The organism is Plantactinospora sp. B5E13 (assembly GCF_039871775.1).
GTDB lineage: Bacteria > Actinomycetota > Actinomycetes > Mycobacteriales > Micromonosporaceae > Plantactinospora.
On record NZ_JBDPLT010000076.1, the window covers coordinates 1 to 26,209 of the forward strand.

Consider the following 26,209-nt stretch of genomic DNA (forward strand, 5'->3'; position numbering starts at 1 on the left):
GTCGTGGACACCCCGGCCCGCTCGCTCAGTACGCCGGGGCCGGTACCCGGGGGAACTCGACCCGTACCTCCAGCCCGCCCCGCGGCCGGGCCCGGGCGACGGCCGTCGCCTCGTGCGCGTGCGCGATCGACCGGACGATCGACAGGCCGAGCCCGGCGCCGTTCGGCTCGCCGGCGTGGGCGCCCGCCAGTCGGACGAACGGTTCGAACATGCGCTCGACCTGGTCCGTCGGCACCAGCGGGCCGGTGTTGCCGACGACGAGCAACCCGGGTGCGGTGTGCAGCTCGACCAGGCCACCCGGGTGGTTGTACCGGATGCCGTTGCTCACCAGGTTCGTGACGAGCTGCCGGAGCAGCGTGTGCTCGCCGAGTACGGCGCTCCGCCCCCCGGAGACGGTGAGCTGGACCTCCGCGTCGACGGCGGCCTTGGTGTACTCCGCGACCACGTCGTCGACCACGTCGTCGAGCTGTACCGGACGCCGGTGCGGCAGCCCGCCGTCGCACTGGGCGAGCAGGAGCAGGCCGTCGAGGATGCGTTCGCTGCGCCGGTTGGCGTCCAGCAGGTGACCGCGTACCCGGCGCAGCTCCTCTGGCGACGGATTGTCGAGCCCGAGCTGGATGGCGGCCCGCTGGATGCCCAGCGGCGTACGCAGTTCGTGCGAGGCGTTGGCGATGAACCGGTGCTGGCTCTCGAAGGCCGCCCCCAGCCGGTCCAGCATGTTGTCGAACGTGTCGGCGAGTTCCTTCAGCTCGTCGTGCCGCCTGCGCAGCGCGATCCGCGCGCTCAGGTCACGCCAGGAGAGGTCCCGGGCGGTGGCGGTGATCCGGTGCACCGGTGCCAGCAGGCGCCCGGCCATCCACCAGCCGGTGACCAGCGAGACCAGCACGAAGGCGCCGAGCGAGATCGCCGACACCACGAGCAACTGGTCCAGCGTGTCGTAGCCGCTCTGGTTGACCACGGCGTCGACCTGCCCGTCCTTGGCACCGACGAGTTTCGCCGCCGCGTCGAGCTTGGCGTCGGCCGGTGACCCCGGTTTCTTGGCCAGTTCCGCGGCGATCGACTCGGCCTTGTTGTCGACGCTGCGTCGCAGCAGGAGATAGACCACGGCGAGCAGGGCGAAACCGGTGCAGAGAATGAGCCCGCCGTAGATGGCGGCCAGCTTCATCCGGATGGTGGGGCGGGGCATCCGTACGCCCCGGAATCGTCGGGTCTCCATGGTCAGATCCGATATCCGACGCCGGATATGGTCTCGATCAACGGCGGATCGCCCAACTTCGCCCGCAACTTGCTCATCGTGATGCGTACCGCGCTGGTGAACGGATCCGCGTTGGCGTCCCACGCCTGTTCCAGGAGCGTTTCCGCGCTGACCACCGCACCCTGGGCCCGCATGAGCACCTCCAGCACGGCGAACTCCTTCGGCGACAGCGCCAGCGGCCTGCCGTCCCGCGACGCCTGCCAGTGCGCCCGGTCCAGCACGACCCCACGCCGTTCGAGCACCGGGGCCAGGGCGGGCACGGCACGCCGGCCCAACGCCAGGACCCGGGCCGCCAGCTCCTCGAACTCGAACGGCTTGACCAGGTAGTCGTCCGCGCCGAGACGGAGCCCGGCGACCCGGTCGCCCAGCGCCCCGGCCGCGGTGAGCATCAGGATCCGGGCACGCGAACCGTCCCGGGCCAGGGATCGGCAGATCTCGTCACCGTGTACGCCGGGCAGCCCACGGTCGAGGATGACGATGTCGTACTCCTCGGACAGCAGGAACTCCTGGGCCTGCCGGCCGTCGTGCGCCACGTCCACGGCCATCGCCTGCCTACGCAGCCCCGCCGCGACGTAGTCGGCCAGCACCCGTTCGTCTTCCACGATCAGCACTCGCACAGCTTCTCCAAGATCGAATAGCTTCGGACAACTGCCGGCCGGTGACTCGGCGTCGCGGATCTCCATAGAAACATCCGAGAAACGCTCCGACAGTTAGACATGTTCCCGAGAGCACATCGGAGCCAGAAAAGGATGGATACCCATGAGCCGCCTACCACACTGGATTCTAGTCGCGGTTGCGGTCGCGATCCCGGTGCTGGGCGTCGCCGCCTGCGGAAGCGACGGGGAAACAGCGCCACAGGCCACCGCGAGCGCCGCCAATCCGGACGACCAGAGGCTCGCGTACGTCCGCTGCATGCGCGAAAACGGCGTGGACATGCCGGAGGACGAGAACGCCACCGGCTTCCCCAAGCCCGCGGGCGGGGAGGCAGCGATGCGGGCCGCCGAGGAGGCCTGCCGGCCGTTCGCCCCGCCGAAGATCGGCGGCGCCGCGAACGACCCGGCCGCCCAGGACCGGCTGATCCAGCTCGCCCGGTGCCTGCGCGAGCGGGGAATCGAGGTACCGGACCCGCAGCCCGGGGAGGGCCTGCGGATGCCGCCGGGCAGCGCCGACAGCGAGCGGGCCAAGCAGGCCATCGCGGAGTGTTCCAAGTCGGGCAAGACCGGGTGAGCTGGATGAAGCGGCGCACCGGGTTGGCGGTCGCGGGGACCACGCTGGTCGTGGTCACCGCGACCGGGGTGGTGGCCTACCGGGCCGGCGGTCCGGACACCCAGGTCAGCATGGTCGGGTTGCCGACCGTACCGGTCGTCCGCACCGATCTTGTCGACCGGCAGCGGGTGGACGGCGTCCTCGGGTACGCCGGCGACCACTCGATCGTGGGGCACGGCGGCGTACTGACCTGGCTTCCGGCGGTCGGCACCACGCTGCGGCGGGGTCAGGTCGTCTACCGGGTGGACGGCCACCAGGTTCCCCTCTTCTACGCGTCGGCGCCGCTGTGGCGCCGGCTGGCGGCCGGGGTGTCCGGCAGTGACGTCCGGGACCTGCAACGCAACCTCGACGCGCTGGGCTACCGGGTCCGGGCCGACGGGCGGTTCGGGTCCTCGACCGCCGCCGCCGTGCGCCGCTGGCGGGACGACATCGGCCGGAACCGGGTCGGCTCGGTGGAACCGGGCGACGTGGTCACCGCGCCCGGTCCGATCCGGGTGACCGGTGTGCCGGGCACCCTCGGTACGCCGGCCCAGGGCACGATCCTGACCGCCAGCGGCGCCCAGCGGGTGGTCACCGTGCACCTGCCGGTCGCGGACCAGCAGCTCGCGGTGGCGGGAGCGACGGTCCGGGTCGAGCTGCCCGGCGGCGGCACGAGCACCGGCCGGGTCGCCTCCGTGGGCACGGTGGCGACGGTGGCCGGCGACGGCGGCGGCTCCGACGCGCCGGCCGGTGCCGCGGTCCGGGACGCGACGATCGAGGTACGGGTGACGTTGGACCGGCCCGAGGCGGCCAACCAGCTCGACGGCGCCCCGGTCACCGTCGACTTCACCAGCGCCACCCGGGCCGGCGTACTCGCCGTGCCGGTGCGTGCGCTGCTGGCCGAGGGGCCGGACGCCTACGCGGTACGGGTGGTGGAGCCGGCCGGCCAGCGGCGGACCGTGGCCGTACGACTCGGGATGTTCGCCGGGGGACTGGTGGAGGTCACCGGTCCCGGACTCGTCGAGGGCATGCAGGTCGAGGTGCCCAGCTCATGACCGACCGGAGCGAGGAGGCGACGTGACCCCGGTCCTGGCCGTGGACGGCGTACGGAAGACCTACCCGGGCGGCGTCGAGGTGTTGCGGGACGTGTCACTGCGGGTGGCCGGTGGAGAGCTGCTCTCCATCGTCGGCCCGTCCGGCTCGGGCAAGTCGACCCTGTTGCATCTGATGGGTGCGCTGGACCGACCCGACGAGGGCGCCGTACGTCTCTTCGGTCACGACCTGTCGCGGCTGCCGGACCGGCAGATCTCGGCGGTACGGGCCCAGTGGATCGGCTTCGTGTTCCAGCAGTTCTTCCTGACCAGCCACCTCACCGCGCTGGAGAACGTCGCCACCGGCCTGCTCTACCAGGCGGTGCCGGGGCCGGAACGGCGGGAGCGGGCCCGGGCCGCGCTCGAACGGGTCGGGTTGGGCCACCGGCTGACCCACCGGCCCGCCGAGCTGTCCGGTGGGGAGAAGCAGCGGGTGGCGGTTGCCCGGGCCCTGGTGGCGCGGCCGGCCGTCGTCCTCGCCGACGAGCCGACCGGCAACCTCGACTCCAACTCGGGTGCCGAGGTGATGCGGCTGCTCCGGGGGCTGGCCGGGGACGGTACGGCCGTTGTCGTGGTCACCCACGATGCGGGAATCGCCGGCAGCCTGCCGCGCCGGGTGGAGATCCTGGACGGCCGGATCCGCTTCGACGGGAGTCCGAGATGACCGGTCCACTCGATGCCCGACCACTACCTGCCAAGCACCGACTGCCGCTGGTCGAGGTGCTCGGGGTGGCGTGGATCGGACCCCGGTCCCGGCCGCTGCGGGCCGGACTGTCCGCGTTGGGCATCGCCATCGGGGTCGCCGCCATGGTCACCGTTCTCGGGATCACCCGGTCGAGCGAGCAGCAGTTGATCGACCAGATCGAACGGCTCGGCACCAACCTGCTCACCGCCGAGGCGGGCGGCACCCTGTTCGGCGAGGCCACGACGCTCTCCCCGGACGCGCCGGGAATGGTGGCCCGGATTCCCGACGTACGGTCGACCACGGCCGTCGGCCGGCTGCCCGGGGTGACGGTACGTCGTACCGACATGATCCCGGCGGCCGAGACCAACGGCATCAGCGTGGCCGCGGCCCGGCTCGACCTGCTTTCCACGCTCGACGGCACGGTGCGGTCCGGAGCGTTCCTGAACGCGGCCACCGAGCAGTTCCCGGTCACCGTGCTCGGGTCGGTGACCGCGGCCCGGCTGGGCGTGGCCGAGGCCGGCCAGGAGGTGTACGTCGGCGGGCGGTGGTTCACGGTGGTTGGGATCCTCGACCCACTGCCGCTGTCGCCGGAGATAGACCGGTCGGCCCTGGTCGGCTGGGTCGGTGCCCAGCGGCTGCTCGACTTCGACGGCAACCCCACGACCGTCTACCTGCGGGCCGAGGACGTCGCCGTACGCCAGGTGTACACCGTGTTGGCCGCCACCGTGGACCCCCAGCATCCGCAGAACGTCAAGGTCAGCCGTCCCTCGGACGCGTTGACCGCACGGCTGGCCGCCGAGTCGACGTTCAACGGATTGTTCCTGGGGCTCGGCCTGGTGGCGCTGTTGGTCGGTGGGGTCGGGGTGGCGAACACGATGGTGATCTCGGTCCTCGAACGCCGGTCGGAGATCGGGTTGCGGCGGGCGCTCGGCGCGAGCCGGGGGCAGATCCGTACCCAGTTCTTCGTGGAGTCGGTGCTGCTCTCGCTGCTGGGCGGGGCGACCGGCGTAATGGCCGGCCTGGCCATCGTGCTCGGCTACGCGACCCTTCGGGACTGGCCGCTCGTCCTGCCCGGCCAGGCGCTGGTGCTCGGTACCGTGGCGGCCGCGGCGGTGGGCGCGGTTGCCGGACTCTACCCGGCGCGCCGCGCCGCCGCGCTCGCCCCGGCCGCGGCGCTCTCCAGCACCTGAGCGGGTACGAGCCTCCGCAAACACCCTCCGGGAGCCCGGTTCGCAGCGTTTGGCCACAAACTGTCGGGCAGCATGCTGCCGTATCGATCTCCTTGATTAATCCCGGTGTGGGCAAGAGGGTTGGACCTGGCCGGCCGGATGTCGGGTCCGTGCCGGCCGCAGGACGAGGTGTCCTGCACCCGGTTCGCTCTCTGCGAAAGGAAGTCCGTCGTGAAGAAGACACTCGACGCCAAGCAGATCAAGGTGAGGTCGGCACTGCCGGCCGCGCAGTACAACATCAGCGACTCGGACCCGACCGACCCGGCGCGCTTCCTGATCTGCAACCCGGACCCGACCGACTCGTGCGTGGTCCGGGGAAGCTGCAACTCGGATCCCGAAGACGCCTGCATCTGATGAGCGACTACACCGTAGCCGCTACCCCGGAGGCCGCCGATACCCGGCGGCCTCCGGTCGGGCTTGCCGAGCTGTTGTCACCAACGACCGTCGACTCCTTTTTCCGGGACTACTGGGAGAAGCAGCCGTTGGTGATCCACCGCGACGACCCCTCGTTCTACTCTCACCTGCTCACGCTCGCCGACGTCGACGCCGTCCTCGCCCGGTCCAGCCTGAACGACAACGACCTACGGCTGGTCAAGGACGGGGAGGAGACGCCGGTCGGCCAACTGCTGGCGAGCACTCCGGAAAGCAAGATCAGTGGGCTGGAGTCGTTGTACGCCCAGTACCGGGGTGGCGCCACGATAAACATCAAGTTCCTGCACGAGAGACTGCCGGTGCTGGGCGCGCTGTGCCGGACGCTGGCCACCGAGCTGAGCGTCGGCATCCACGCCAACGTCTACCTGACCCCACCGGGCAGCCGGGGCCTGACCCCGCACCACGACACGCACGACGTGTTCGTGTTGCAGCTCTACGGCACGAAGAACTGGACCTTCCACCCGACCCAGACCGAGCTTCCGCTCTACCAGCAGGGCTACGCCATGCCGAAGGCGGGGGCCGGGGACCCGATCCAGGATTTCGTGCTCCGCCCGGGCGACCTGGCGTACGTGCCCCGGGGCACGGTGCACGCGGCGCGGGCCAACGAGGCGGCGTCCCTGCATCTGACGATCGGCATCAACCCGATGGTCTGGGCACACGTCATCCGGGACGCGGTCGACGGCGTGCTGACCAGCGATGTCCAGTTCCGGACCGCGCTGCCGCCCGGGTTCGTCGGGCGGGAGGACCTGCAGCGTGTGGCCGCCTCGCGGTTGCGCGAGCTGATGGAACTTCTGGCCCGGCGGGTCGAGACGGCGAACCTGATCGACCGTGCGGCGAGCCGGATGCTGCAGCGGCGCCACCCCTCGCTGGCCGGGCACCTGCTCGACCTCGAGGCGGCACCGTCGCTCACCCTGTCCACCCCGGTACGTCGCCGGCCCGACCTGCAGTGGCGTCTCACCCGGGACGACGAGGAGATCCACCTGGAGTTCCACGGAAAGCGGATCGACCTCCCCGAGTACGTCGAGGAGGAGTTGGCCTTCATGGCGAAGGCGGACAGTTTCACCGGTCACGACATCCCCGGTTCGCTGGACGACGACAGCCGCTTGCTGCTGATCCGCCAACTGGTCAGCGAGGGGTACCTGACGACGACCTGACCGACCGTTACTCCCCCCGCGAAGCACGTCGAGTGGAGTCATATGCCACCCTTCTATCTCAAGGGCGTGCCGGCCGACGATCCGCGTAGCGGGATCACCGGTTCGACCGACCTCGCCGAGCCGGAGCCGACCCGCCGCCCGGCACGCAGTGTGAGCGCCGCGCTGGGTGAGGCTCGGCGGTCCGTGGTCACCACCGTCCGGGGCATTCCCCGGATGCTGCGCCTGGTGTGGCGGGTCAGCCCGCTGCTCACCCTCGGTCTCGCGGCCACCACCGTGGTCGTCGGGCTGGTGCCGGCCGCCACCGCGTTGATCAGCCGACTGCTGATCGACGCGGTGACCCACGCCGTCGCGGTGCGTTCGACCGGACTGCCGGACCAGGGGGTGGTCGGACCGTTGGCCGGCGTCTCGTGGCAGACCACGGCGACCGGCGCGGTGGTCGCCACCATCAGCCTGCAGTTCCTCGTCTTCTTCCTGGGCGCGCTGGCCAGCTCGCTGCGCAACGTCACCACCGAACTGTTGCAGGAGCGGGTGTCGCAGGACGTCCAGCTCCGCGTGATGACCCAGGCGAGCCGGTTGGACCTGGCGTTCTTTGAGGACTCCTCCTCGTACGACCTGGTGCGCCAGGCTCAGGAGGAGTCGTCGACCCGTCCGGTTGCCATGATCACCAGCCTGTACGGCGCGTTGCAGAGCGTCGTCACGTTCGGCAGCCTGGTCGCGCTGCTGGTGGCGTTGAGCCCCTGGGTCGCGTTGGCCGCCCTGGTCGCCCCGATTCCGGCGTTCCTCGCCGACTCCCGGTACGGCAAGGCCGGCTTCGTGGTGGCGGTCTGGTCGTCGCCGATCCGGCGCCGGATGCGGTACCTCAGCTCCCTGGTGACCACCGACGCCTACGCCAAGGAGGTCAAACTGTTCGGGCTCGGCGACTACCTCGCCGACCGGTTCCGCGGCCTCGGGCTGGTCTTCTATCGGCGCAAGCGGCAGCAGGTCGTCGCCCGCAGCCTGGCCACGACCGGGTTGGGCGCGATCACCATCGGGGTCGGCTCGCTGACGTACCTGTACATCGCCCTCCAGGCGGTCGCCGGGCGGCTGACCCTGGGCGACCTGGTGATGTACACCGCCGCCACCGCCGCCCTGCAGATGTCGATCCAGACCCTGTTCCGGGAGATCACCGGCGTCTACGAGAACAACCTCTACCTGGACACCCTGCACCGGCTGCTCGCCGCCCGGCCGGCCGTCACCGGCCCGGACCGCCCGGTGCCGATGCCCGAGCCGCTGCGCGGCCACCTCGTCTTCGAACACGTGACCTTCCGCTATCCCGGCGCGGAGACGGCGGCGCTGCGGGACGTGAGCTTCGAGGTCCCGCCCGGTGGCACCCTCGCCGTGGTGGGGCGTAACGGGGCCGGCAAGTCCACCCTGGTCAAGCTGCTGTGCCGGCTGTACGACCCGGACCAGGGCCGGATTCTGCTCGACGGGGTGGACCTACGGCGGTTCGACCCGGAACAGCTCCGCTCGGCGATCTCGGCGACCTTCCAGGACTACGTCACCTATCAGGCCACCGCCGCCGAGAACATCGGGCTCGGCGACCGTACCCGGATCGAGGACGCGGACCGGGTCCGGACCGCCGCGGTCCGGGGCGGGGCCCACGAGCTGGTCGCCGGGCTGCCGTCCGGGTACGACACCCCGCTCGGCAAGTGGTTCGACCGGGGCGTCAACCTGTCCGGCGGCGAATGGCAGAAGATCGCCCTCAGCCGGGCGTTCATGCGCGACGCCCGGATCCTGGTCTTCGACGAGCCCACCGCGGCCCTGGACCCGGCGAGCGAACACGAACTCTTCGTCCGGCTGCGGGAACTCGCGCAGGGCCGGACGACCGTCTACGTTTCGCACCGCTTCTCCACTGTCCGGCAGGCGGACCGCATCCTGCACTTCGCCGACGGCCGGCTGACCGAACAGGGCACCCACGCGGAGCTGATCGCCCGCGACGGCGACTACGCCCGGCTGTTCCTGATGCAGGCGTCGGCGTACCTCGACCCGCCTCCGGCGGACGGATCGGCGGCGGAGCCGGACCCGGACCCGACCGCCCTCTCGAAGGGACGACTGTGACCCAGCCCCCGCTCATCCCGCGCCGGGTACTGTTCGGCGAACCCGCGTACGCCATGCCGACGCTCTCCCCGTCCGGCACCCACCTCGCCTTTCTCGCCCCGTACGAGGGCGGGCCGTACGTCTGGCTCGGCAGCCTGGCCGACCGGGACTTCCGGCCGCTCACCGACCTGAACGGACATCCGGTACAGGACTACGTCTGGGCCCGGGACGGCCGTCACCTGCTCTACCAGTCGGACCGGGACGGCGACGAGCGGCACCACCTCATCTCGGTCGACCTGGTCACCGGCCGGACCCGGGACCTGACCCCGCACAACGGGGTCCGGGTGCAGGTGATCGGTCTGCAACGGCAGGTGCCGCACCAGGTCCTGGTGCTGATGAATCTGAGATCGCCGGAGCAGAACGACCTTTACCGGGTCGACCTGCGCAGCGGCGACTGCTGCCTGATCGAGTCGGCGGCGGGGCTGGCCGGCTGGCTCACCGACCCGCAGTTGCGGGTCTGCGCGGCCCAGCGCCGCAACAGCGACGGGGGCTTCACCGTCATGGCCCGGGACGACGAGGAGAGCGACTGGCGGGAACTGCTCACCCTGGGCTACGAGGACGCGGCCGACTCCCAACTGCTGGGCTTCACCGGCGACGGCAAGGACCTGCTGCTGCTCTCCCCGCAGGACGCCCGGACCGCCCGCCTGCTCCGGCTCAGCGCGGTCACCGGCGCGGTCGAGGTGCTCTACGAGGACCCCGGGTACGACGTGGTCGGCGCCAGCCTGCACCCGGTGACCGGGCAGGTGGACATCGCGGTGGTGGAACGGGAGCGGATCGACCTGGTGGCCTTCAGCACCGAGACGGCGTACGACCTGACCCGGATCAGGGCGGCGAGCCGGGGAGCTGTGATGCCACTCGGCCGGGACCTGGCGAACCGGCGGTGGTTGTTGCAGGACAACGTCGATGACGGACCGACCGCGTTCCGGCTGTACGAACGCGAGACCGGAAAGGTCGAGGAACTCTTCACCCACCAGCCGGAACTCGCCGGGTACCCGCTCGCCCGGATGGAGCCCGTCTCGTACGTCGCCCGGGACGGGCTGACCATCCACGGTTACCTGACGTTCCCACCGGGGGCGGCCCGACGCGGCCTGCCCACCGTGGTCAACGTCCACGGCGGCCCGTGGAACCGCAGCCGCTGGGGGTTCCGCGCCGAATCGCAGTGGCTGGCCAACCGGGGCTACCTGGTGGTGGAGGTGAACTACCGGGGCTCCACCGGCTACGGCCGCGACTTCATGGTCGCCGGCGACCGGGAGTGGGGCGGCCGGATGCAGGACGACCTCGTCGACGCGGTGCGGTGGGTCGTCGACAGCGGCTACGCCGACCCGGACCGGGTGGCGATCACCGGCATCTCGTACGGCGGGTACGCCGCGCTGGTCGGCGCCGCGTTCACCCCGGAGCTGTTCCGCTGCGCGGTGGCGGTGGCGGCCCCGGTCAACCTGCGTACCTTCATCGAGTCGGTGCCCGGGTACTGGAAGGCGGTGGGCAACCAGCTCCGGCGCCGGGTCGGTGATCCCGAGACCGACGCCGAGCTGCTCTGGTCCCGTTCGCCGCTGTCCCGGGTGGCGGACATCCGGATTCCGCTGCTGCTGGCGTACGGCCGCAACGACCCCCGGGTCCCGATCTCCGAGGCCGACCAACTGGTCGAGGCGCTCCGCGTACACGGCGTGGCCCACGAGTACCTGCTCTTCCCCGACGAGGGGCACGGCTTCCACAAGCCGCACAACGCCCTCGCGTTCCGGTCCGCCGCCGAGTCGTTCCTCGCCCGCCACCTGGGAGGCCGCCGTGAGCCGGACTGAACCCGGGCGGCCCCGCCGGGCCGGGAGGCGGCGATGACCGGATACCTGGTGCTCGTCGCCCGGTTCCTGGTCGGCGCGGTCCTGGCGGTCTCGATCGCCACCAAGGTCGGGGGCCGTACCGCGTTCCCCGATTTCCTCGGCTGGCTGCGTGAGCTGACGGTCGTACCGCACCGGTACGTCCGTACCGTCGGGGTGGCGATGCTGACCACGGAGACCGCCGCGCTGGTCCTGTTGGTCCCGACCGCGACCAGCGTCGCGGGGCTGACCCTGGCCGCGGTCACCATCGCCGGTTTCGCCGGATCGATCGCCTGGCTGTCCCGGCGTGGGGTGTCGGTGCCGTGCCGGTGCTTCGGCGTCTCCACCCGGCCGATGGGACGGGCGGAGGTGATCCGGAACGTGCTGCTCAGCCTGCTGGCCGGCGCGGCGGCGGTGGCCGCACCCGCCGCCCGGCAGCCGGAGCTGGCCCAACCGGAGACGCTGCTGGCCGCACTGTTCGGTGGCGCCGTCGCGCTCTTTGTCATCCGGCTGGACGACGTCCTCGAGCTGTTCGCCCCGCGGCACTGGAAGGTCCGCGACTGACTGGTCAGCCGACTCACTGGAAGGTTCGCCGACGATGTCCTCGACTGCCGCGACGGTCACGCTGACCGCGATCTGCGTGCTGAACCTGGTGCTCACGCTGGGGATGGTGCGCCGGCTCAACCGTCTGACCCCGCCGGTCGGCGCCGGCGACGCCGCCGCGCCCGCCGGAGCCCGGCCGGCCGACGCCGCGCCCTCCGTCGCCGGACCCGGCCTGCCCGCCCCGGGTACCAAGGTGCGTGACTTCACGGCGGTGACCACCGACGGCACCACGCTCGGTCGAGCCGAACTGACCGGCCGCGGGCTGGTCGCGTTCTTTCTCACCGGCTGTACGTCCTGTCACCACCTGCTGCCGGAGTTCGTCGCGTACGCCGACAGCTTTCCGGGCGGTCGGGAGCGGGTGCTGGCCGTGGTCGTCACGGGCAAGGGCGGGCCGGACGACCTGGTGCGGCGGCTGAGCCCGGTGGCCCGGGTGACCATCGAACCCGTCGGCGGGCCGGTCTCCACCGCCTTCGGCGTCGACGGCTTCCCGGTGTTCTCGGTGCTCCAGGACCACGTGGTGATCGCGGCGCAGGAGAAGGTGGCGGTGCTGCGGCGGCAGCATCCCGGCGTCGTACCGGCGGTCAACGGCGCGGCGAGCGGCTCCGGCGGCCCGTCGACCGGATGAGGAGGGGCTCGACAGCCCGCTCCGGACGAGCAGGTCCCGGACCGGCCCGCCGGGCTGTGCTGTCGGCGGGCCGGCCCGTCCGTCACGCAGCCGGGCCGGCCCGCCGACGGGTCAGCCGAGCGTGCTCTCGTCCTTGCCGAGAATCCGGCGGAGCAGTTCGGCCTGGCGGGGGAACTGGAATCCCGCGCCGCCCTCGTGCCCGTTGTACGGCCACACCGTGATCTCCTTCTCCGTCCCCGCGTAGTGGTTGTACGCGGCGAAGATGGTCGACGGCGGGCAGACCGCGTCCATCAGCGCGACGGAGAAGAGCGTCGGGGCGGTCGCCCGCGCGGCGAAGTTGACCCCGTCGAAGTAGCTCAGCGTGCGGAACGCCGTCTCCACGTGGTTCCGGTGGGTCTTCAGGTACGTCACCAACTCCTGGTACGGATTCGCGTCGGTGATCTCGGTGGCCCGCCGGTAGTGGCAGAGGAACGGCACGTCGGGCAGGACGGCGGCGAGCCCGTCGACCAGTCCGGCGACCGCGAGGGTGATCCCACCGCCCTGACTGCCGCCGGTCACCACCACCCGCTCCGGGTCCACCCTCGGGTGTTCCCGGACGGCGTCGACGGCCCGGACCGCGTCGGTGAAGACCCGCCGGTAGTAGTAGCTCCGCGGGTCGGTCAGCCCCCGGGTCATGAAGCCGGGGGTCTGCGGCAGACCGGCCGGGTCGGGGTCGGGGGTGTCGCCGACGTAGTAGCCGTTGCTGCCCTGGCCCCGGGTGTCCATCACCAGGTGGGCGTAGCCGGCGGCGCTCCAGGTGAGCCACTCGTGCGGCAGGCCGCGGCCGCCGCCGTACCCGATGTAGCTGACCACGCAGGGCAGCCGGCCCTCCAGGTGAGCCGGGACCAGGAACCAGCCGCGTACCGGCTGGCCGGCGAAACCGGCGAAGGTGACGTCGTACACCTCCACTGTGGTGAGTCCGGCGTCGTACGGCTCGAACCGGGCCGGCGTGCCGGCCTCCCGCGCCTGCCGCAACGTGTCGGCCCAGAATTCGTCGAAGTCTGCCGGTTCGTCCCGCTCCGGCAGGTAGTCGCGCAGCCGTTCCAGTGGCCAGTCGACAAGCATGTCCATTCCCTTCCCCGCAGCGGTCCGACGTCACCGCCCGACGCTGCCCTCGATATCGCCGTCCGACGTCACCGACGGGGTCGGGGCCGGCCTCGGCGCCGGCCGACACTCCTCCGGTGCGTACAGATGATCAACTTACGACGTCGACTGCCCAGCGTACGGTTGCGCGGCGGCGGCCGGAATCCCCGCGGGGCGGCGACGATCAGAGCAGACCGGCGTCGTGGGCGAGCATCGCGACCTGCGTACGGTTGCCGAGATCGAGCTTGGTCAGGATGTGCGTGAGGTGTGCCTTCACCGTGGCCACCGTCATCGTCAACTCGGCGGCGATCTCCGCGTTCGTCCGCCCCCGCGCCACCGCCAGCACCACGTCCCGTTCCCGGGGGCTCAGCGCCGCCAGCGACGACCGGGCCCGCTCGTACGCGTCGGTGCTGGTGGTCACCCGTTCCATCAGCCGTCGGGTGATCGCCGGCGACAGGATCGGCTCCCCGGCCGCGACCCGGTGCACCGCGTCGACGATCCGGTCCGGCGGGGTGTCCTTGAGCAGGAAGCCGCTCGCCCCGGCCCGCAGCGCCCGGACCACGTGGTCGTCGGTGTCGAAGGTCGTCAACACCACCACCTCCGGCGGGTGGGGCCGGGCGCGCAGCCGCCGGGTCGCCACGATCCCGTTGACCCTCGGCATCCGGATGTCCATCAGCACCACGTCGACCTTGTGCCGGTCGACGGCCGCCGGCACCTCGTCACCGTCGGCCAGGGCCGCGACCAGGCAGATTCCGGGAGCGCCGTCCAACATCATGGTGAGTGCCGCCCGGACCAGCGGATCGTCGTCGACGAGCAGCAGACGTACCGGTCGGTTCAGGTCCGCCACGGCAACTCCACCCGCAGGCGGAACTCGCCGGCCGCGTCGACCGCGTGGTCGAGCCGGCCGCCGGCCAGACCCACCCGCTCGGCGAGCCCGAGCAGGCCGAGTCCGGCGCCGGGCAGGTCGGCGTCCGGCCCGTCGGCCGCCGCCGCCTCGACGTCGGGCGCGAGCGGATTGTGTACGTCGACGGTCAGCGTCCCGCCCGGCTCGCCGGCCAGCGTCACCGTCACCGGCTGCCCGCCGGCGTGCTTGCGGGCGTTGGTGAGGGCCTCCTGGACCACCCGGTACGCGGTCCGTCCGGTCACCGCCGTCATCCCGACGACCGGCAAGCCGATCCGGTCGTCGAGGTCGACGACCAGACCGGCCTCGCGCGCCTCCCCGACGAGTCGAGGGACGTCGTCCAGTGCCGGGCCGGGCCCGTCCGGTTCGGTGTCGGTCGGATCCTGACGGAGCAGCGTGATCACCTCGCGGAGTTCGTCAAGCGCCTGGTGCACGCCGGCGCGGATGACCCCGGCGGCCGCCGAGAGCCGCTCCGGCGACGAGTCGGGACGATACTCCAGCGCGCCCGCGTAGACGGCGAGCAGCGACAGCCGGTGCGCCAGCACGTCGTGCATCTCCCGGGCGAGCCGGGTCCGTTCGGCCAGCCGGGCCTCGACCACCCGGCGGCCCTGCTCGGCCTCGGCCCGGCGGGCCCGCTCCCGTAGCGAGTTCACCAGAGCCGCCCGGGCCCGCGCCCAGGTGCCCCAACCGAGCAGCGCGGCGTACGCCAGCACGGTGAGCAGCAGCAGCCAGCCGTACGACAACCCGGGGTACGGCCGCCACCAGCCCTGCGCCGCGTGCCCGGCCACCCCGACGACGGAGACCACGACGGCCTGGGCGAACGGCCGCCGCCGGGCCACGTGGAACGCACCGAACGTGGCGGCCGGGGTCGCAACCGGGGAGAGCACCGCCAGCAGGCCCAGCGCGAGCCCACCGCCGACCGGCCAGCGCAGTGTCACCGGCACCAGCGCGCACCCGGTCACCGCGACCGCCACGTCGAGCCAGTCGAGGCCGGCCGGTTCCGCGGCGAGCCGGCTCCAGACGGTGGCGCCGACAAGCAGCCCGACCGCGGCGGTGCAGACGACCACTGTGGACCGCGACGGGCGCCGGGCCACCGGTCGGGGCGGACAGTCGAAGTCGGTCGCAACCATGTGACCAGGCTAGATGTGACGGTGGACGGTGGCCACCGACCAAAGTCGTACGGCCCGGGCCCGCCGGTCCGATGCCCCGCCCGGCTTCGCCGCCGAGACTCGGCGACATGACAGAAACCAGGGTTTCCCGGACCGGCGCCGCCACCGGGGTACGCCGCACCGGAGTGGTCGTCGCGACGATACTCGCCGCCGAGGCCGTCTTCTTCGCGCTCGACTCGCTGGCCGGTGTCGACCTCGCGGTCCGTACCGGTGACCCGGTCGCCACGGTCGGACCCGGCGCCGTGGCGGTGGCGTCCGGCATCGCGGCGCTGGCCGGTTGGGGTCTGCTGGCACTCCTGGAGCGGTTCACCGCACGGGCCCGCCTGATCTGGACCGTGGTCGCCTCGGTGGTGCTGGTCGGCTCGCTGGTCGGCCCGCTCGGTGGGGTCGATCCGGCCGCCCGGCTCGGGTTGGTCGCCCTGCACCTGGTCTGCGCCGGCGTCCTCATCGTCGGACTGCCCCGGGCCGGTGGACGGAACCCGCGATGACCACGTCGATCCTGACCCTGCGCAGGCGGCGCGGTGCCTATGTCCTGGCGGACCGTCCGGCCACCCTGCGGACCGGCGTTTCGATGCGACGCGGCGAGATCCGGACCGCCGCCGGCAGCTTCGAGGTGGCCAGTACCGACGTCCACCGGCTCGGGATGGTGGCCCGGTCGGCCGGTCGGCCGGTTGTCCGGCTGCAGCCGGACGAATCGCGGGTGCCGGGCCCCGGCGGGCCCGTCCGGTGGGCGCCGGGGCGGTGCGTCAGCGCCCTCACCAGGGGCGCGAACCGGATCACCGTGCACCAGGCCCGGCGGCCGGGCGCGCCGGTCCGGGTCGAGGTCACCGGCGCCTGGGCGGAACTGGACCTGGTCGTGCTGAGCGCCTGTTTCGCGGTACTGAGCCGCCGCCGCGGGCGGACCTTCACCATCATGGCGATCGTCGGCGCCATCGGACCCCACTGACCGGCGGTCCACCAAGCGGTGGGCTGCCGGGCCGAGGTCGGGCACCGCCGGGCCTGGACAGCCGTGTCTACCGTCGATGCTGTGACTGGCTTCTGGGTCGTGGTGACGCTCGTGGTGGTGCTGGCGACCGGTGCGGCGACCGTCGTCGCGGTCCGGCGGCAGGAGTCCCGGCTGACTCCGGGGGAACGTGCCCGCCGCGCGGCGCGGCAGCTCCGTCGGGACCAGCGGGTCCGGCGGGGACAACGGACGGGCGGCATCGGCGGCTACTTCGGGGTCGGCGGCCTCCTCGGGCACAACGGCGTCGAGGACCGGCACGAGACCGATGGTGGCGGTGACTGGGGTGGCGGTGACGGTGGTTCGTCCTCCTCGGACAGCGGTGGCGGTGGCGGTGGCGGATCCTACTGAGCAGCCGTCGGTCCCGATGCCGGGGTATACGACGGGTGCGAGCATGGCTACCCTCGGTCAGAGCCAGTCCATCGACGACACATGATCGGGGTGGTCGAGCCGTGACCGAGCAGCGGCGGTACGGAATCGTGCTGGGACGCTTCCAGCCCGTGCACCTTGGCCACCTCGAGTACCTGCAGGCGGCGAAACGCCGGTGCGCCCGACTCGTCATCGGCATCACCAATCCCGACCTGCACGACCTCGGCACGACCGCCGAGGACCCGGGACGCTCGGCCGGCCGGAACAACCCGTTCACCTTCCACCAGCGGGCGACGATGGTGGAGGCCACCTGCCTCGACGCCGGCTGGACCCACGACGACCTGCGCATCGTCCCGGCACCGGTCAACCAGCTGGACCGGCTGTCCCAGTACCTTCCCCCGCCCGACGAGGCGACCTTCTTCATCACGATCTACGACGAGTGGGGGGAGAGCAAGCGGCGTGGCCTGGCAGCGCTCGGCTATCCGGTGGAGACGTTGTGGCGGCGCACCATGGCGCAACGGCTGACCACCGGCACCGAGATCAGGGCCGCGCTGCGGGCCGGCTCGGCCGAGTGGAAGCGGTACGTCTCGCCCGGCGTCGTCCCGCTGCTCGACAGCTACGGCCGTGACATCTGACCCGGCCCACGGGCCGGCGGTGATCCGGCCACTGCGGGCGGACCGACCGGTGCGGCGGCACGCCTGGGGTGGGAAGGCGTGGAACCTGCGCCGGCTCGCCGAGGCCGGGATCGCCGTACCACCGGCGGTGGTGGTACCCGCCGACACCGCACCACCGACCCCCGCCGAACTGCGGGAGGTGCTGCGGACACTCGTCGGCGGGCCGGCGGTGCCGGACCGGGCACCCCTGGCGGTCCGGAGTTCGGTGTACGGCGAGGACAGCGCCGAGCGGTCCCTGGCCGGCTCGTTCCGCACGGTGCTCGGCACGATGACCGCCGACGAGGCGGCCGAAGCCGTCGCCGAGGTGCGCCGGGCCGCCGGCACCCGCCCGACCGGGGTGATCCTGCAGCGCCTGGTCGACTGCGCGTTCGCCGGTGTGCTCTTCTCCGCACACCCGATCACCTACGACCGGGGACGGCTGGTGCTGGCCGCTGTCGAGGGACGGGGCGACCGCCTGGTCGACGGCTGGGTCCCCGGCGAGTACGTCGAACTGCCGAGGACCGGTGACCTCCCGGAGGGGACCGGCACCCCGCTGACCGGGATGCGGCCCCGGATCGCCGAGTTGCGGGCGGTCGGCCTGCGGGTGGAGGCGCTCTGGGGCGTACCGGTGGATCTGGAGTGGGCGGTCGAAGCCGGCACCGGCACGCTCTGGGTGTTGCAGGCCCGGCCGGTGGTGCTGCCCGCCGCCGCCGAGGTGGAACTCTCCTCGGTCGAGGCGATCGGGGCCCTGCCCCGGATCGTGGCCGGGCACCACAAGCTGGCGCTGCGGCGGCGGGCGCTGCGGGCGGGCGTACCGATGTCGCGGGCCACGGCGGTGGTCGGCCGCGACCCGGCCGACGGACGCCGGCTGTGGTTCGGGTCGGAGCCGGGGGCGGCCGGCCTCAGCGTGGTGCTGCTCTGGCCGGAACGGGTCGACAATGCGGTGGTACGCGAGTTCGCGACGGCCGGTCCGGACCTGGACCCGACCGTGTCGGCGGTGCTGGCACGCGGGCTCGGGACCTCGTGGCTGGCGGTCTGCCTGGTGCAGGAGATCCACGACGCGCCGTGGACCGGGATCCTGCGCCGCACCGCCGACGGCTACCTGGTCGAACTCGCGCAGGGGCACTTCGTCCCGAAGGGTGTGGTGGTCACCTCCCGGTACGTGCTGGACCGGACGCTGCGGGTGCTCTCCCGGCACTGTCCGGAGCAGGAGATCGCCTACCGCTTCGTCGACGGTCACGTGGTACGCGAGGAACGGCCGATCCGGCACCTGCCCACCGACTCCCAGCTGGGCGAGGCGGTACGTCAACTCCGGCCGATGCTGACCGGAGCCGAGCACGCCGTCCTGGAGTTCGGGCTGCTGGCGGAGGGGGACACCGTTCGGGCGTACCTGATCGACGTCGCGGAGCCGGACCGCCCGGCGACCCCGCCCGACGTCGGCCTGCTCGACACCGGGGTCATCTCGGCGGGGCGGGCCCGCGGCCGGTTGACGGTCGCCGCGCCCGACCGCGCGGAGGCGTCGCTCGACACCCACCTGCACGACCGGCCCGATCGCGGGGACGAGTTCGTCGACGTCGTGTTCCTTGCCGAACGGGCCACCACCGACCTGCTGCCGCTGGTATACCGGTGCGGTCGGGGATCCGGTTTTGTCTTCGGCACCGGATCGGTGCTCGGGCACGTCGGGGTGGTACTGCGCGAACTCGGGATACCCGCCGTCGTGGTCGGCCCGCAGCGGTGGCGGGAACTCGCCGGGTCGGGCCGGACCCGGCCGCCCGGCGACCCCGCCGCCGAACCGGACGGTACGCCCGGCCCCGCCGCCGAACCGGACGGTACGCCCGGCCCCGCCGCCGAACCGGACGGTACGCCCGGCCCCGCCGTCGAACCGGACGGTACGCCCGGCCCCGACGCCGGACCGGACGGTACGGCCGGCGACCCCGCGACTGCGGTGGTGCTCGACGTGGACGCGCTCACCGCCGGCGTGGCCGCCGTGGACCGCGCGACTGTCGTCGCCGCTCCGGTGCCGGGCTGACAGTGATCCAGAATTGCCGGCGGGAGGGAGACAGCGGGATGGTCGGCGTCACGACGTCGTACGTCAACCCGGACACCGACGGGGTGGCCGGCTGCGTCGCCCTGGCCGGTCTCGCCGGCTCGGCCGGGGTTCCCGCACCGCTCACCGTCGCGCTGGCCGGCGAGATCAACACCGAGACGCGGGAGTTGTTCACCGTCGCCGGAGTGGCCCTGCCACCCACCGTGCCGCCCTCCGACCACGACACGGTCGTACTGGTCGACACCCACCACCCGGAGCAGTTGCCGACCTGGGTCCGCCCCGCCCTGGTCCGGATGGTGATCGACCACCATCCCGGCGGCGACCCGTCGGCCTTCCCACACGCCCGGATCGACAACCAGTACGTCGGCGCGGCCTGCACCCTGATCGCCGAGCGGTACGCCGAGCGCGGCACGGGACCCGGTCCGGCGGTCGCGGTGCTGCTCCAGGGCGGCATCCTCAGCAACACCCTCGAGTTCGTGGCACCCTCGACCACCGCCCGGGACCGGGCCGCGTACGACCGGCTCGACACCCTGACCAGTTGCGGCGACACCCTCGCGACTCGGTTACGGGCCGCCCGGGCCCGGCTGGTCGACGGCCCGACCGAAGCTGTCCTCGCGGCCGACGTCAAGGTCTTCACCCACCGGGTGGCCCGACTCGGACTGGCGCAACTGGAGGCGCCGGGCGCGTCCGCACTCGCCGACCGTGACGACTTCTGGCCGGCGTACCACCGGGTGCGGGGCAGGCTGGGGCTGGACGTACTGGTGGTGAACCTGGCGGACCTGGCCGCCTCGGCGAGCCTGCTCGCCGTCACCGACCCCGACTGGCAGCAGCGGATCGCCCGGCGGTACGGGATCGGCTTCGCCGCCGGGGTCGGCTGGACCGGCGAGCTCTTCCTGCGCAAGACGCACCTGGTGCCGATGCTGGCCGCCCAGCAGCCCTGACCACCGAACAGCCGCCACCGCCACCGCCCACCGGTACGGACGACAGCAGCCCGGCGGACGGGCCGGAACCGGCGCGGCACCAACCGCGGTTGTTACCGTGATCCGATGCCCGAACTCGAGCGGCTCGCCGCACGTCACGCCCCGGCACTGCTCGACTTCGAGCGACAGAACCGAGCCTACTTCGCGCGTTCGGTGCCGGATCGGGGCGACGACTACTTCACCGGATTCGCCGACCGGCACAGCGCTCTCCTCGCCGAACAGGCCACCGGCGCCTGCCAGTTCCATGTCCTGGTGGACGACGACGGCGCTGTGCTGGCCCGGTTCAACCTCGTCGACATCGCCGACGGCAGTGCCGAGCTCGGCTACCGGGTGGCCGAACGGGTGTCCGGGCGGGGGATGGCGAAGGACGGCGTACGACAGGTCTGCGCGCTGGCCCGGGACGCGTACGGGCTGCGGCGCCTCTACGCCTCGGCCGCCCTCGACAATCCGGCGTCGCTTGCCGTGCTCCGGCACACCGGGTTCGCCCCGCTCGGCGAGGTGGTGCTGGACGGACGCGCCGGCCTGCGCCACCTCCGCGAGCTGACCGACGGCGCGAGCTGACCCCCGCCGTGAGCCGGTCTGCGGCTAGCCTGCCAGCCATGACCGTGACGCTGCGGGAGATCACCGCCGAGAACCGCGCCGCTGTCCTCGCCCTGCGGGTCGCACCGGAACAGGAGCGTTTTGTCAGCTCGGTGCCGGACTCACTGGCCGAGGCCGCCGAGTACCCGCAGGCCCGACCCTGGTACCGCGCCGTCTACGCCGGAGACGAGCCGGTCGGCTTCGTGATGGTGAGCTGGAACGTGCCACCGCAGCCGCCGGAGATCCTCGGCCCGTGGTTCCTGTGGAAACTGCTGATCGACGAGCGGCACCAGGGTCGCGGCTACGGGCAGCAGGTCGTACGCCAGATCGTGGAACTGATCCGGGCGGAGGGGGCGACGGAACTACTGACCAGCCACGTACCGGGGGAGGACGGCCCGGCCGGCTTCTACCGGCGTCTCGGCTTCAGCCAGACCGGCGAGCACGACGACCACGGCGAGGTCGTCCTCCGCCTCGCACTCGCCTGACCGTTGTTGTCGGTGCCGTCGCCTACCGTGGCCGTGCGTCAGGATCGTTGGGGCGCGCAATCGTGGATAGGACGGTGCCGGTTGTCCGCCATCGCGTCGTTGACCCTGCTGCATCGCGGCGACGTGCCGGAGCTCGCCCGGCTGGCCCGGACGTCGCCGGCCGCGTTCCGCGGCTACCTGGCTGAGCACGGACGCGGGCTGGCGACGAGCTACGACTGGTCGGGTTACTGCATGCTGCACGTATTGACCTATCTGGATGATCGCGACGTGGACCTGGAGTCGGCCGAGTTCGACGCCGAGGCCGTGGCGATCTCCGAGACGTACGGCCTGATCAGCCTGATTACCTCGGGCAACGAGGAGTTGTTGCGCCAGCTCGACCCGGCCGGACATGTGGCGGCGGAGCTGGCGGACCACTTCACGGAGATGGGGCTGGAGTTCGAGGAGAGCGGCCAGGCGGGACTGGACGGGCTGACCCTGTTGCACGACAGCGTCGCCCGGCTCGGCGAGGACGAGGTGCTGCTGCTGCACATCGGCTGAGCCAGGCCGGTGTGGTCGTACTGACATGCCTCGTACCGTCGTCGGCACGGACGTCCGGCCGCCGCCGGTGCCGTCCCGGATCATCAGGCGGGATTCAGCCGCTGTGGAGCCGGTTCGTCGTCCGGGATGCCGACGATGTCCGCCAGGTGGTGCCGGAGCGCGGGCGACGGCGCGTAGATCGCACTCCAGACGGCGGTGTCACCGACAACGGCCAACGCGGCCTCCGCCTCGCCGCCGAACCGGTACACCGCGTTGCAGGACTGGTTCACCGCCCAGCCGTACGTGGTCGGCAACGCGGTGAGCCATTCCGTCAGCCGGTCGACGACGTCCGCTGGGAGCGGGTGGTCGAAGCCGGTCAACGGGTTGTTGCGCCAGAGGGTCGCGTCCCAGACGCACGAGAACGCGTAGGCGGAGAACGTGTCCGCGTACCGGGTGCGGGTCGCGCAGGCCTGGTCGTCCGGGTCGACCAGGTACACCGGCGGGTCGTCGTCACCGGGGGAGACGCTGACAATCCACCGGCAGCAGTGCTGGCTGTCGGTCTCGAGCAGCAGGTGACCGGCCGCAAGGAAGCGGTTGACGGCGGGACCGGTGAGATCGCTGGTACGGGTGATCAGGTTGTCGCCGAGGGCGGCGGCCCGGTCGGCGCCGCCATACCGGAACCACTCCCGGACGGCGGCCGGCAACGGCGCGCCGATGTGGTGTTCGAGCTGGGCCAGCGGACCCGGCGAGCGAGGCTCCGGTCCGACGGCCGGGGCTTGGCGTAGGTGTATCGGCACGGTCGGTCCGGCTACGACATCGACAACTAACATCGGCCCCGTGTACGCCGACAGGCTCCCCCTCCCATCCACCCTGCTCGATGTGATGCGGGAAGGCAGGTGGGCCGCGCCGGCCCGCGGCGAGAGTTACCGCACGGTGTTCGGGGAGCCCGCCTACGGGGCCGTCTTCCTGGCTGCCGACCAGATGAGGCGGAACGTCCGGTGGATCGACGACATCGACTACGACGACGAGTTCCGGAATCTATATGTCGGTAGTCCGGGTCCAGCACCAGGGTTGGAGCAGCACTTTCGACCGCCTGCGGTCGTGACCGCCACAGCCCGGTCGAGCGGGTCGTACCGCCCGGCTGATCACGGGTACGTTGTGGTCGCCGGCAAACTTGGCGTTGTGCCGACCCCACAGCTCATCCGCCAGGTCCGTTTCGAGGTCCGTCCGTGGGGCGATGGCCCCGACCCGGGCCGCGAGCTGTTGCCGTACGTCGACAACGTGAGCCTCGTGGAGTTGGCCACCGGCTTCGAGCACGCGGCCGGTTACGACGCGCCCGGCGAGTATGCCGGGATCGTCCTCGACCACTTCGACTTCGGCGACCTCGCCGCCTATCTCACGGGACTACCCGACTCTGCCTACTGGGCCAAGCGAGGCTCTGTCGCCCTCCTTGGTTGTAACTGCGGCGAGGTCGGCTGCTGGCCCTTCGAAGCCCACATTGGCGCCGCCGGCGACCTGGTGACGTGGCGGGGCTTCGCTCAGCCGCACCGCACCCAGCGCGACTACGGGAGCTTCGGGCCCTTCGTGTTCCGCCGCAACCAGTACGAGCGGGCAGTCCGCGAGGCAGTCGTCGCCGCGTCTTATCGGTGACGATGAGGGCGTTGTCCTCGCCCGGCGCCGGCCGGAGGTCGCCACCAGCCCGGAGCAGGCCGCCGCAGCCTGCTTCCCGGCCGCTTTGACCCCAACAAAGAGCGTTTCGGCACATGCCGCGACCATCGGTTGCCGCCAGTGATGCTCGTCTACCTTGCCTGGGCGTCGGTCGTCGTCTGCTGCTGGTTGCTGCTGTCGCCCGGCACTGCCAGGGGCTGTGCGAGTTCTCGAAGCCCGGCGCAGATGAGCGCTGCGGCCTCGTCGAGGTCTGATGTCGCTACTGCTGGTCGCCGTTCTGCCTCGATGAGGAAGGGCGGTTGACCGCTCCGGGGGAGAAGGGTGCGGTGTTGCGTTCCGGCAACTGGCGGCGGGCGGTCGACTGGGCGGCGGCGTAAGGGGCTCCGACCCGGACGACGGGCCAGCTGCCGTACCGGCCCGTGTTGGCTAATGGCACGCGGCTGGCCCGCAAGATCGATCAGAGCGGGAAACAGATCGGCCCAGGTTCGGCGAAAACGCCGTTGACCTGGGCCGGAGGGTGTGGAGCGGGCGACGGGAATCGAACCCGCACCGTCAGTTTGGAAGACTGAAGCTCTGCCATTGAGCTACGCCCGCGCTCGCCCCAGTCACCCGGGACGCGACCGCTAGCCTAACCGGTCACCCTTCCGGGTGGGTACCGGGTATGCCGGTGGCGTCGCCGATCACCGCCTCCCGTCGCCCGCCGGGCGCGGTCGCGGGCGCTCCCCGCAGCCCCGACCAGCCAAGATCAAAGCCTGGCGTACGACGACGCATGCGCTCCCCGTACGCCCGGATTGAGCTGGATCGGGACGACACGGAAGGGGCGGGCGGAGACCGGGCGGGCGCGACCCGGGCGTGGAGGCATACACTCTTCCACGCCACGGGGTGTGGCGCAGCTTGGTAGCGCACTCGCTTTGGGAGCGAGGGGCCGTGGGTTCAAATCCCGCCACCCCGACTGTCGTCCGCCGGCACGGCGTGAGCATGCCCACCCCGTGCCGCCGGGCAGCCACGCCGGCTCGCCTACACTCGATGGGCTGAATCCGGCCCAGAATCAAGATCGAGATCCGTCAAGGAGTACGCCTGTGAAGAGCACCGTCGAGACTTTGAGCCCGACGCGCGTGCGGCTCGCCATCGAGGTGCCGTTCGTCGAGCTCGAGCCGAGCCTCAAGAAGGCGTACCGGGAGATCGCCTCGCAGGTGAACGTGCCCGGCTTCCGGCGCGGCAAGGTGCCGTCGGCGGTGATCGACCAGCGGGTCGGCCGCGGCACGGTGCTGAACGAGGCCGTCCAGGACGCCATCCCGGAGAACATTCTCGCCGCGGTCCGTGAGCACGACGTGAAGACGCTGGGCCGGCCCGAGGTGGAGATCACCGAGTTCACCGACGGCGACGCGCTGAAGTTCACCGCCGAGGTCGACGTACGCCCCGAGCTGACGCTGCCCGACCTCGCCACCATCGAGGTGACCGTCGACGAGCTGCAGATCGACGACAGCGAGATCGACGCCCAGGTCAGCAGCCTGCGGGAGCGGTTCGCCACGCTGAAGACGGTCGAGCGGGCCGCCCAGGAGGGCGACTACGTGCAGATCGACCTGGCGGCGACGGTCGACGGCGAGGAGGTGCCGGGCGGCTCGGCCACCAACATCTCGCACGAGGTCGGCAGCAAGCAGCTCCTGCCCGGGCTGGACGAGGTCCTGGTCGGCCTCGCCGCCGGCGAGTCGACGACCTTCGTGACCCAGCTGGTCGGCGGGGACTTCGCCGGCCGGGACGCGGACGTGGCGGTGACGGTCCGGACCGTCAAGGAGAAGGAACTGCCCGCCCTCGACGACGAGTTCGCGCAGCTGGCCAGCGAGTTCGACACCCTCGACGAGCTCCGTGGCGACGTCCGGGAGCGGATCACCCGGGGCAAGAAGGTCGAGCAGATCTACGCCGCCCGGGACCGTGCCCTGGAGCAGCTGGTCGCGGCTGCCGAGGTGCCGGCTCCGGAGGGTGTGGTCCGTGAGGAGGTCGAGCACCGCAAGCAGGCGATGGTCGACCAGCTGGAGCGGATCGGCGCCTCGCTGGAGGAGTACCTCGCCGCCGAGGAGAAGACCGAGGAGCAGATCGACGCCGAGCTGGCCGAGGCGGCCACCCAGGGTGTCAAGATCCAGCTGCTGCTCGACACCCTGGCGGACGCCGAGGAGGTGCAGGTCACCGACGACGAGTTCGGTCACGAGATCGTGCACCGGGCGCAGCACGCCGGAGTGGCCCCGCAGCAGTACTACGACCAGCTGGTCCGGTCCGGCACCGCCGGGGCGATCTTCGGCGACGTCCGTCGCGGCAAGGCGCTCGCGCTGGTGATGGAGCGGATCAAGATCACCGACGCGGCCGGCGCCCAGATCAGCCTGGACGAGATCCGCGCTGCCAGCGCCGACGCCCACGACCACGCGCACTGACCCCGACTGACCCGGCGCGGTCGGGTCC

General features: G+C 71.9%; 27 protein-coding genes and 2 tRNA genes. 22 read left to right on the forward strand and 7 right to left on the reverse strand.

The window, feature by feature from the left end; translation table 11 throughout:
* Nucleotides 1–25 precede the first annotated feature (25 nt).
* Entirely contained in the window at nucleotides 26–1,216 is a 1,191-nt protein-coding gene (locus ABGB05_RS35435; protein ID WP_347658365.1) for an ATP-binding protein, read from the reverse strand.
* Nucleotides 1,217–1,218: 2 nt separating this feature from the next.
* A complete protein-coding gene (locus tag ABGB05_RS35440) occupies nucleotides 1,219–1,872 on the reverse strand; it encodes a response regulator transcription factor (RefSeq protein WP_347658366.1) in 654 nt (217 codons plus the stop codon).
* A gap of 142 nt (nucleotides 1,873–2,014) precedes the next feature.
* On the opposite strand from ABGB05_RS35440, the gene ABGB05_RS35445 reads away from it, so the two are divergent.
* The 10 genes from ABGB05_RS35445 (at nucleotide 2,015) to ABGB05_RS35490 (ending at nucleotide 12,266) form a co-directional block, all read left to right on the forward strand.
* The gene (locus ABGB05_RS35445; RefSeq protein ID WP_347658367.1) at nucleotides 2,015–2,482 is read left to right on the forward strand and encodes a hypothetical protein; all 468 of its coding nucleotides are present in this window, start codon (nucleotides 2,015–2,017) and stop codon (nucleotides 2,480–2,482) included.
* Between the two features lie 5 nt (nucleotides 2,483–2,487).
* A complete protein-coding gene (locus ABGB05_RS35450) occupies nucleotides 2,488–3,555 on the forward strand; it encodes a peptidoglycan-binding protein (protein ID WP_347658368.1) in 1,068 nt (355 codons plus the stop codon).
* A gap of 22 nt (nucleotides 3,556–3,577) precedes the next feature.
* Nucleotides 3,578–4,255, forward strand: coding sequence for an ABC transporter ATP-binding protein (locus ABGB05_RS35455; protein ID WP_347658370.1), 678 nt, complete (start codon nucleotides 3,578–3,580; stop codon nucleotides 4,253–4,255).
* Nucleotides 4,252–5,466, forward strand: a complete 1,215-nt coding sequence (locus ABGB05_RS35460) for an ABC transporter permease (RefSeq protein ID WP_347658371.1) — start codon at nucleotides 4,252–4,254, stop codon at nucleotides 5,464–5,466. Before ABGB05_RS35455 ends, ABGB05_RS35460 begins: the two co-directional genes overlap by 4 nt.
* A gap of 210 nt (nucleotides 5,467–5,676) precedes the next feature.
* Nucleotides 5,677–5,859, forward strand: coding sequence for a hypothetical protein (locus ABGB05_RS35465; protein ID WP_347658372.1), 183 nt, complete (start codon nucleotides 5,677–5,679; stop codon nucleotides 5,857–5,859).
* Nucleotides 5,859–7,091, forward strand: a complete 1,233-nt coding sequence (locus ABGB05_RS35470) for a cupin domain-containing protein (RefSeq protein WP_347658374.1) — start codon at nucleotides 5,859–5,861, stop codon at nucleotides 7,089–7,091. The genes ABGB05_RS35465 and ABGB05_RS35470 overlap by 1 nt, the downstream gene beginning before the upstream one ends.
* Nucleotides 7,092–7,133: 42 nt before the next feature.
* Nucleotides 7,134–9,188 carry an ABC transporter ATP-binding protein gene (locus ABGB05_RS35475; RefSeq protein ID WP_347658375.1) on the forward strand — a complete coding sequence of 685 codons (2,055 nt, stop codon included), beginning with the start codon at nucleotides 7,134–7,136 and terminating at the stop codon, nucleotides 9,186–9,188.
* Entirely contained in the window at nucleotides 9,185–11,023 is a 1,839-nt protein-coding gene (locus ABGB05_RS35480) for a S9 family peptidase (RefSeq protein WP_347658376.1), read from the forward strand. The genes ABGB05_RS35475 and ABGB05_RS35480 overlap by 4 nt, the downstream gene beginning before the upstream one ends.
* Before the next feature lie 33 nt (nucleotides 11,024–11,056).
* Nucleotides 11,057–11,602, forward strand: coding sequence for a MauE/DoxX family redox-associated membrane protein (locus tag ABGB05_RS35485; protein ID WP_347658377.1), 546 nt, complete (start codon nucleotides 11,057–11,059; stop codon nucleotides 11,600–11,602).
* A 34-nt stretch (nucleotides 11,603–11,636) separates the two neighbouring features.
* Nucleotides 11,637–12,266, forward strand: a complete 630-nt coding sequence (locus ABGB05_RS35490) for a hypothetical protein (protein WP_347658378.1) — start codon at nucleotides 11,637–11,639, stop codon at nucleotides 12,264–12,266.
* 111 nt (nucleotides 12,267–12,377) lie between these two features.
* On the opposite strand, the gene ABGB05_RS35495 is transcribed toward ABGB05_RS35490, so the two are convergent.
* The 3 genes from ABGB05_RS35495 to ABGB05_RS35505 form a co-directional block, all read right to left on the reverse strand.
* Nucleotides 12,378–13,370 carry an acetylxylan esterase gene (locus ABGB05_RS35495; RefSeq protein WP_347658379.1) on the reverse strand — a complete coding sequence of 331 codons (993 nt, stop codon included), beginning with the start codon at nucleotides 13,368–13,370 and terminating at the stop codon, nucleotides 12,378–12,380.
* Nucleotides 13,371–13,572: 202 nt separating this feature from the next.
* Nucleotides 13,573–14,226, reverse strand: a complete 654-nt coding sequence (locus ABGB05_RS35500) for a response regulator transcription factor (protein WP_347658393.1) — start codon at nucleotides 14,224–14,226, stop codon at nucleotides 13,573–13,575.
* The gene (locus tag ABGB05_RS35505) at nucleotides 14,223–15,419 is read right to left on the reverse strand and encodes a histidine kinase (RefSeq protein ID WP_347658380.1); all 1,197 of its coding nucleotides are present in this window, start codon (nucleotides 15,417–15,419) and stop codon (nucleotides 14,223–14,225) included. The genes ABGB05_RS35500 and ABGB05_RS35505 overlap by 4 nt, the downstream gene beginning before the upstream one ends.
* A gap of 107 nt (nucleotides 15,420–15,526) precedes the next feature.
* Between ABGB05_RS35505 and ABGB05_RS35510 the strand changes: the two genes are divergently transcribed.
* The 9 genes from ABGB05_RS35510 (at nucleotide 15,527) to ABGB05_RS35550 (ending at nucleotide 22,108) form a co-directional block, all read left to right on the forward strand.
* The gene (locus ABGB05_RS35510) at nucleotides 15,527–15,946 is read left to right on the forward strand and encodes a DUF6069 family protein (protein ID WP_347658381.1); all 420 of its coding nucleotides are present in this window, start codon (nucleotides 15,527–15,529) and stop codon (nucleotides 15,944–15,946) included.
* Nucleotides 15,943–16,404 (forward strand): hypothetical protein, encoded by a 462-nt coding sequence (locus ABGB05_RS35515; RefSeq protein WP_347658382.1) that lies wholly within the window; start codon nucleotides 15,943–15,945, stop codon nucleotides 16,402–16,404. Before ABGB05_RS35510 ends, ABGB05_RS35515 begins: the two co-directional genes overlap by 4 nt.
* Before the next feature lie 81 nt (nucleotides 16,405–16,485).
* Nucleotides 16,486–16,809 carry a hypothetical protein gene (locus tag ABGB05_RS35520; protein WP_347658383.1) on the forward strand — a complete coding sequence of 108 codons (324 nt, stop codon included), beginning with the start codon at nucleotides 16,486–16,488 and terminating at the stop codon, nucleotides 16,807–16,809.
* Nucleotides 16,810–16,910: 101 nt separating this feature from the next.
* Nucleotides 16,911–17,462, forward strand: a complete 552-nt coding sequence (locus ABGB05_RS35525; RefSeq protein ID WP_347658384.1) for an adenylyltransferase/cytidyltransferase family protein — start codon at nucleotides 16,911–16,913, stop codon at nucleotides 17,460–17,462.
* A complete protein-coding gene (locus tag ABGB05_RS35530) occupies nucleotides 17,452–19,509 on the forward strand; it encodes a PEP/pyruvate-binding domain-containing protein (RefSeq protein WP_347658385.1) in 2,058 nt (685 codons plus the stop codon). Before ABGB05_RS35525 ends, ABGB05_RS35530 begins: the two co-directional genes overlap by 11 nt.
* A gap of 38 nt (nucleotides 19,510–19,547) precedes the next feature.
* Entirely contained in the window at nucleotides 19,548–20,468 is a 921-nt protein-coding gene (locus ABGB05_RS35535; protein ID WP_347658386.1) for a DHH family phosphoesterase, read from the forward strand.
* A gap of 105 nt (nucleotides 20,469–20,573) precedes the next feature.
* Nucleotides 20,574–21,068: a GNAT family N-acetyltransferase gene (locus ABGB05_RS35540; RefSeq protein ID WP_347658387.1), complete on the forward strand. Its 495-nt coding sequence runs from the start codon at nucleotides 20,574–20,576 to the stop codon at nucleotides 21,066–21,068.
* 38 nt (nucleotides 21,069–21,106) lie between these two features.
* A complete protein-coding gene (locus ABGB05_RS35545; protein WP_347658388.1) occupies nucleotides 21,107–21,571 on the forward strand; it encodes a GNAT family N-acetyltransferase in 465 nt (154 codons plus the stop codon).
* 81 nt (nucleotides 21,572–21,652) lie between these two features.
* Nucleotides 21,653–22,108 carry a hypothetical protein gene (locus ABGB05_RS35550; protein ID WP_347658389.1) on the forward strand — a complete coding sequence of 152 codons (456 nt, stop codon included), beginning with the start codon at nucleotides 21,653–21,655 and terminating at the stop codon, nucleotides 22,106–22,108.
* 83 nt (nucleotides 22,109–22,191) lie between these two features.
* Here the strand turns inward: ABGB05_RS35550 and ABGB05_RS35555 are convergent, their stop codons facing one another.
* Nucleotides 22,192–22,917: a hypothetical protein gene (locus ABGB05_RS35555; RefSeq protein ID WP_347658390.1), complete on the reverse strand. Its 726-nt coding sequence runs from the start codon at nucleotides 22,915–22,917 to the stop codon at nucleotides 22,192–22,194.
* Nucleotides 22,918–22,924: 7 nt separating this feature from the next.
* On the opposite strand from ABGB05_RS35555, the gene ABGB05_RS35560 reads away from it, so the two are divergent.
* Nucleotides 22,925–23,737 carry a hypothetical protein gene (locus ABGB05_RS35560; protein ID WP_347658391.1) on the forward strand — a complete coding sequence of 271 codons (813 nt, stop codon included), beginning with the start codon at nucleotides 22,925–22,927 and terminating at the stop codon, nucleotides 23,735–23,737.
* Nucleotides 23,738–24,275: 538 nt separating this feature from the next.
* Here ABGB05_RS35560 and ABGB05_RS35565 read toward each other — a convergent pair.
* Nucleotides 24,276–24,349: transfer RNA gene (locus tag ABGB05_RS35565), tRNA-Gly, on the reverse strand.
* A gap of 284 nt (nucleotides 24,350–24,633) precedes the next feature.
* On the opposite strand from ABGB05_RS35565, the gene ABGB05_RS35570 reads away from it, so the two are divergent.
* Nucleotides 24,634–24,707 (forward strand) — tRNA-Pro (locus ABGB05_RS35570).
* A gap of 127 nt (nucleotides 24,708–24,834) precedes the next feature.
* Entirely contained in the window at nucleotides 24,835–26,181 is a 1,347-nt protein-coding gene (gene tig / locus ABGB05_RS35575) for a trigger factor (protein WP_347658392.1), read from the forward strand.
* The last annotated feature ends 28 nt before the right edge of the window (nucleotides 26,182–26,209 follow it).

Excerpts from the sequence above, each read along its gene's own strand:
- ABGB05_RS35435 (WP_347658365.1), bottom strand. The coding sequence starts at position 1,216 with ATGGAGACCCGACGATTCCGGGGCGTACGGATGCCCCGCCCCACCATC.
- ABGB05_RS35445 (WP_347658367.1), top strand. The coding sequence starts at position 2,015 with ATGAGCCGCCTACCACACTGGATTCTAGTCGCGGTTGCGGTCGCGATC.
- ABGB05_RS35450 (WP_347658368.1), top strand. The coding sequence starts at position 2,488 with ATGAAGCGGCGCACCGGGTTGGCGGTCGCGGGGACCACGCTGGTCGTG.
- ABGB05_RS35460 (WP_347658371.1), top strand. The coding sequence starts at position 4,252 with ATGACCGGTCCACTCGATGCCCGACCACTACCTGCCAAGCACCGACTG.
- ABGB05_RS35470 (WP_347658374.1), top strand. The coding sequence starts at position 5,859 with ATGAGCGACTACACCGTAGCCGCTACCCCGGAGGCCGCCGATACCCGG.
- ABGB05_RS35475 (WP_347658375.1), top strand. The coding sequence starts at position 7,134 with ATGCCACCCTTCTATCTCAAGGGCGTGCCGGCCGACGATCCGCGTAGC.
- ABGB05_RS35485 (WP_347658377.1), top strand. The coding sequence starts at position 11,057 with ATGACCGGATACCTGGTGCTCGTCGCCCGGTTCCTGGTCGGCGCGGTC.
- ABGB05_RS35490 (WP_347658378.1), top strand. The coding sequence starts at position 11,637 with ATGTCCTCGACTGCCGCGACGGTCACGCTGACCGCGATCTGCGTGCTG.
- ABGB05_RS35495 (WP_347658379.1), bottom strand. The coding sequence starts at position 13,370 with ATGCTTGTCGACTGGCCACTGGAACGGCTGCGCGACTACCTGCCGGAG.
- ABGB05_RS35505 (WP_347658380.1), bottom strand. The coding sequence starts at position 15,419 with ATGGTTGCGACCGACTTCGACTGTCCGCCCCGACCGGTGGCCCGGCGC.
- ABGB05_RS35510 (WP_347658381.1), top strand. The coding sequence starts at position 15,527 with ATGACAGAAACCAGGGTTTCCCGGACCGGCGCCGCCACCGGGGTACGC.
- ABGB05_RS35515 (WP_347658382.1), top strand. The coding sequence starts at position 15,943 with ATGACCACGTCGATCCTGACCCTGCGCAGGCGGCGCGGTGCCTATGTC.
- ABGB05_RS35535 (WP_347658386.1), top strand. The coding sequence starts at position 19,548 with ATGGTCGGCGTCACGACGTCGTACGTCAACCCGGACACCGACGGGGTG.
- ABGB05_RS35540 (WP_347658387.1), top strand. The coding sequence starts at position 20,574 with ATGCCCGAACTCGAGCGGCTCGCCGCACGTCACGCCCCGGCACTGCTC.
- ABGB05_RS35545 (WP_347658388.1), top strand. The coding sequence starts at position 21,107 with ATGACCGTGACGCTGCGGGAGATCACCGCCGAGAACCGCGCCGCTGTC.
- ABGB05_RS35555 (WP_347658390.1), bottom strand. The coding sequence starts at position 22,917 with ATGTTAGTTGTCGATGTCGTAGCCGGACCGACCGTGCCGATACACCTA.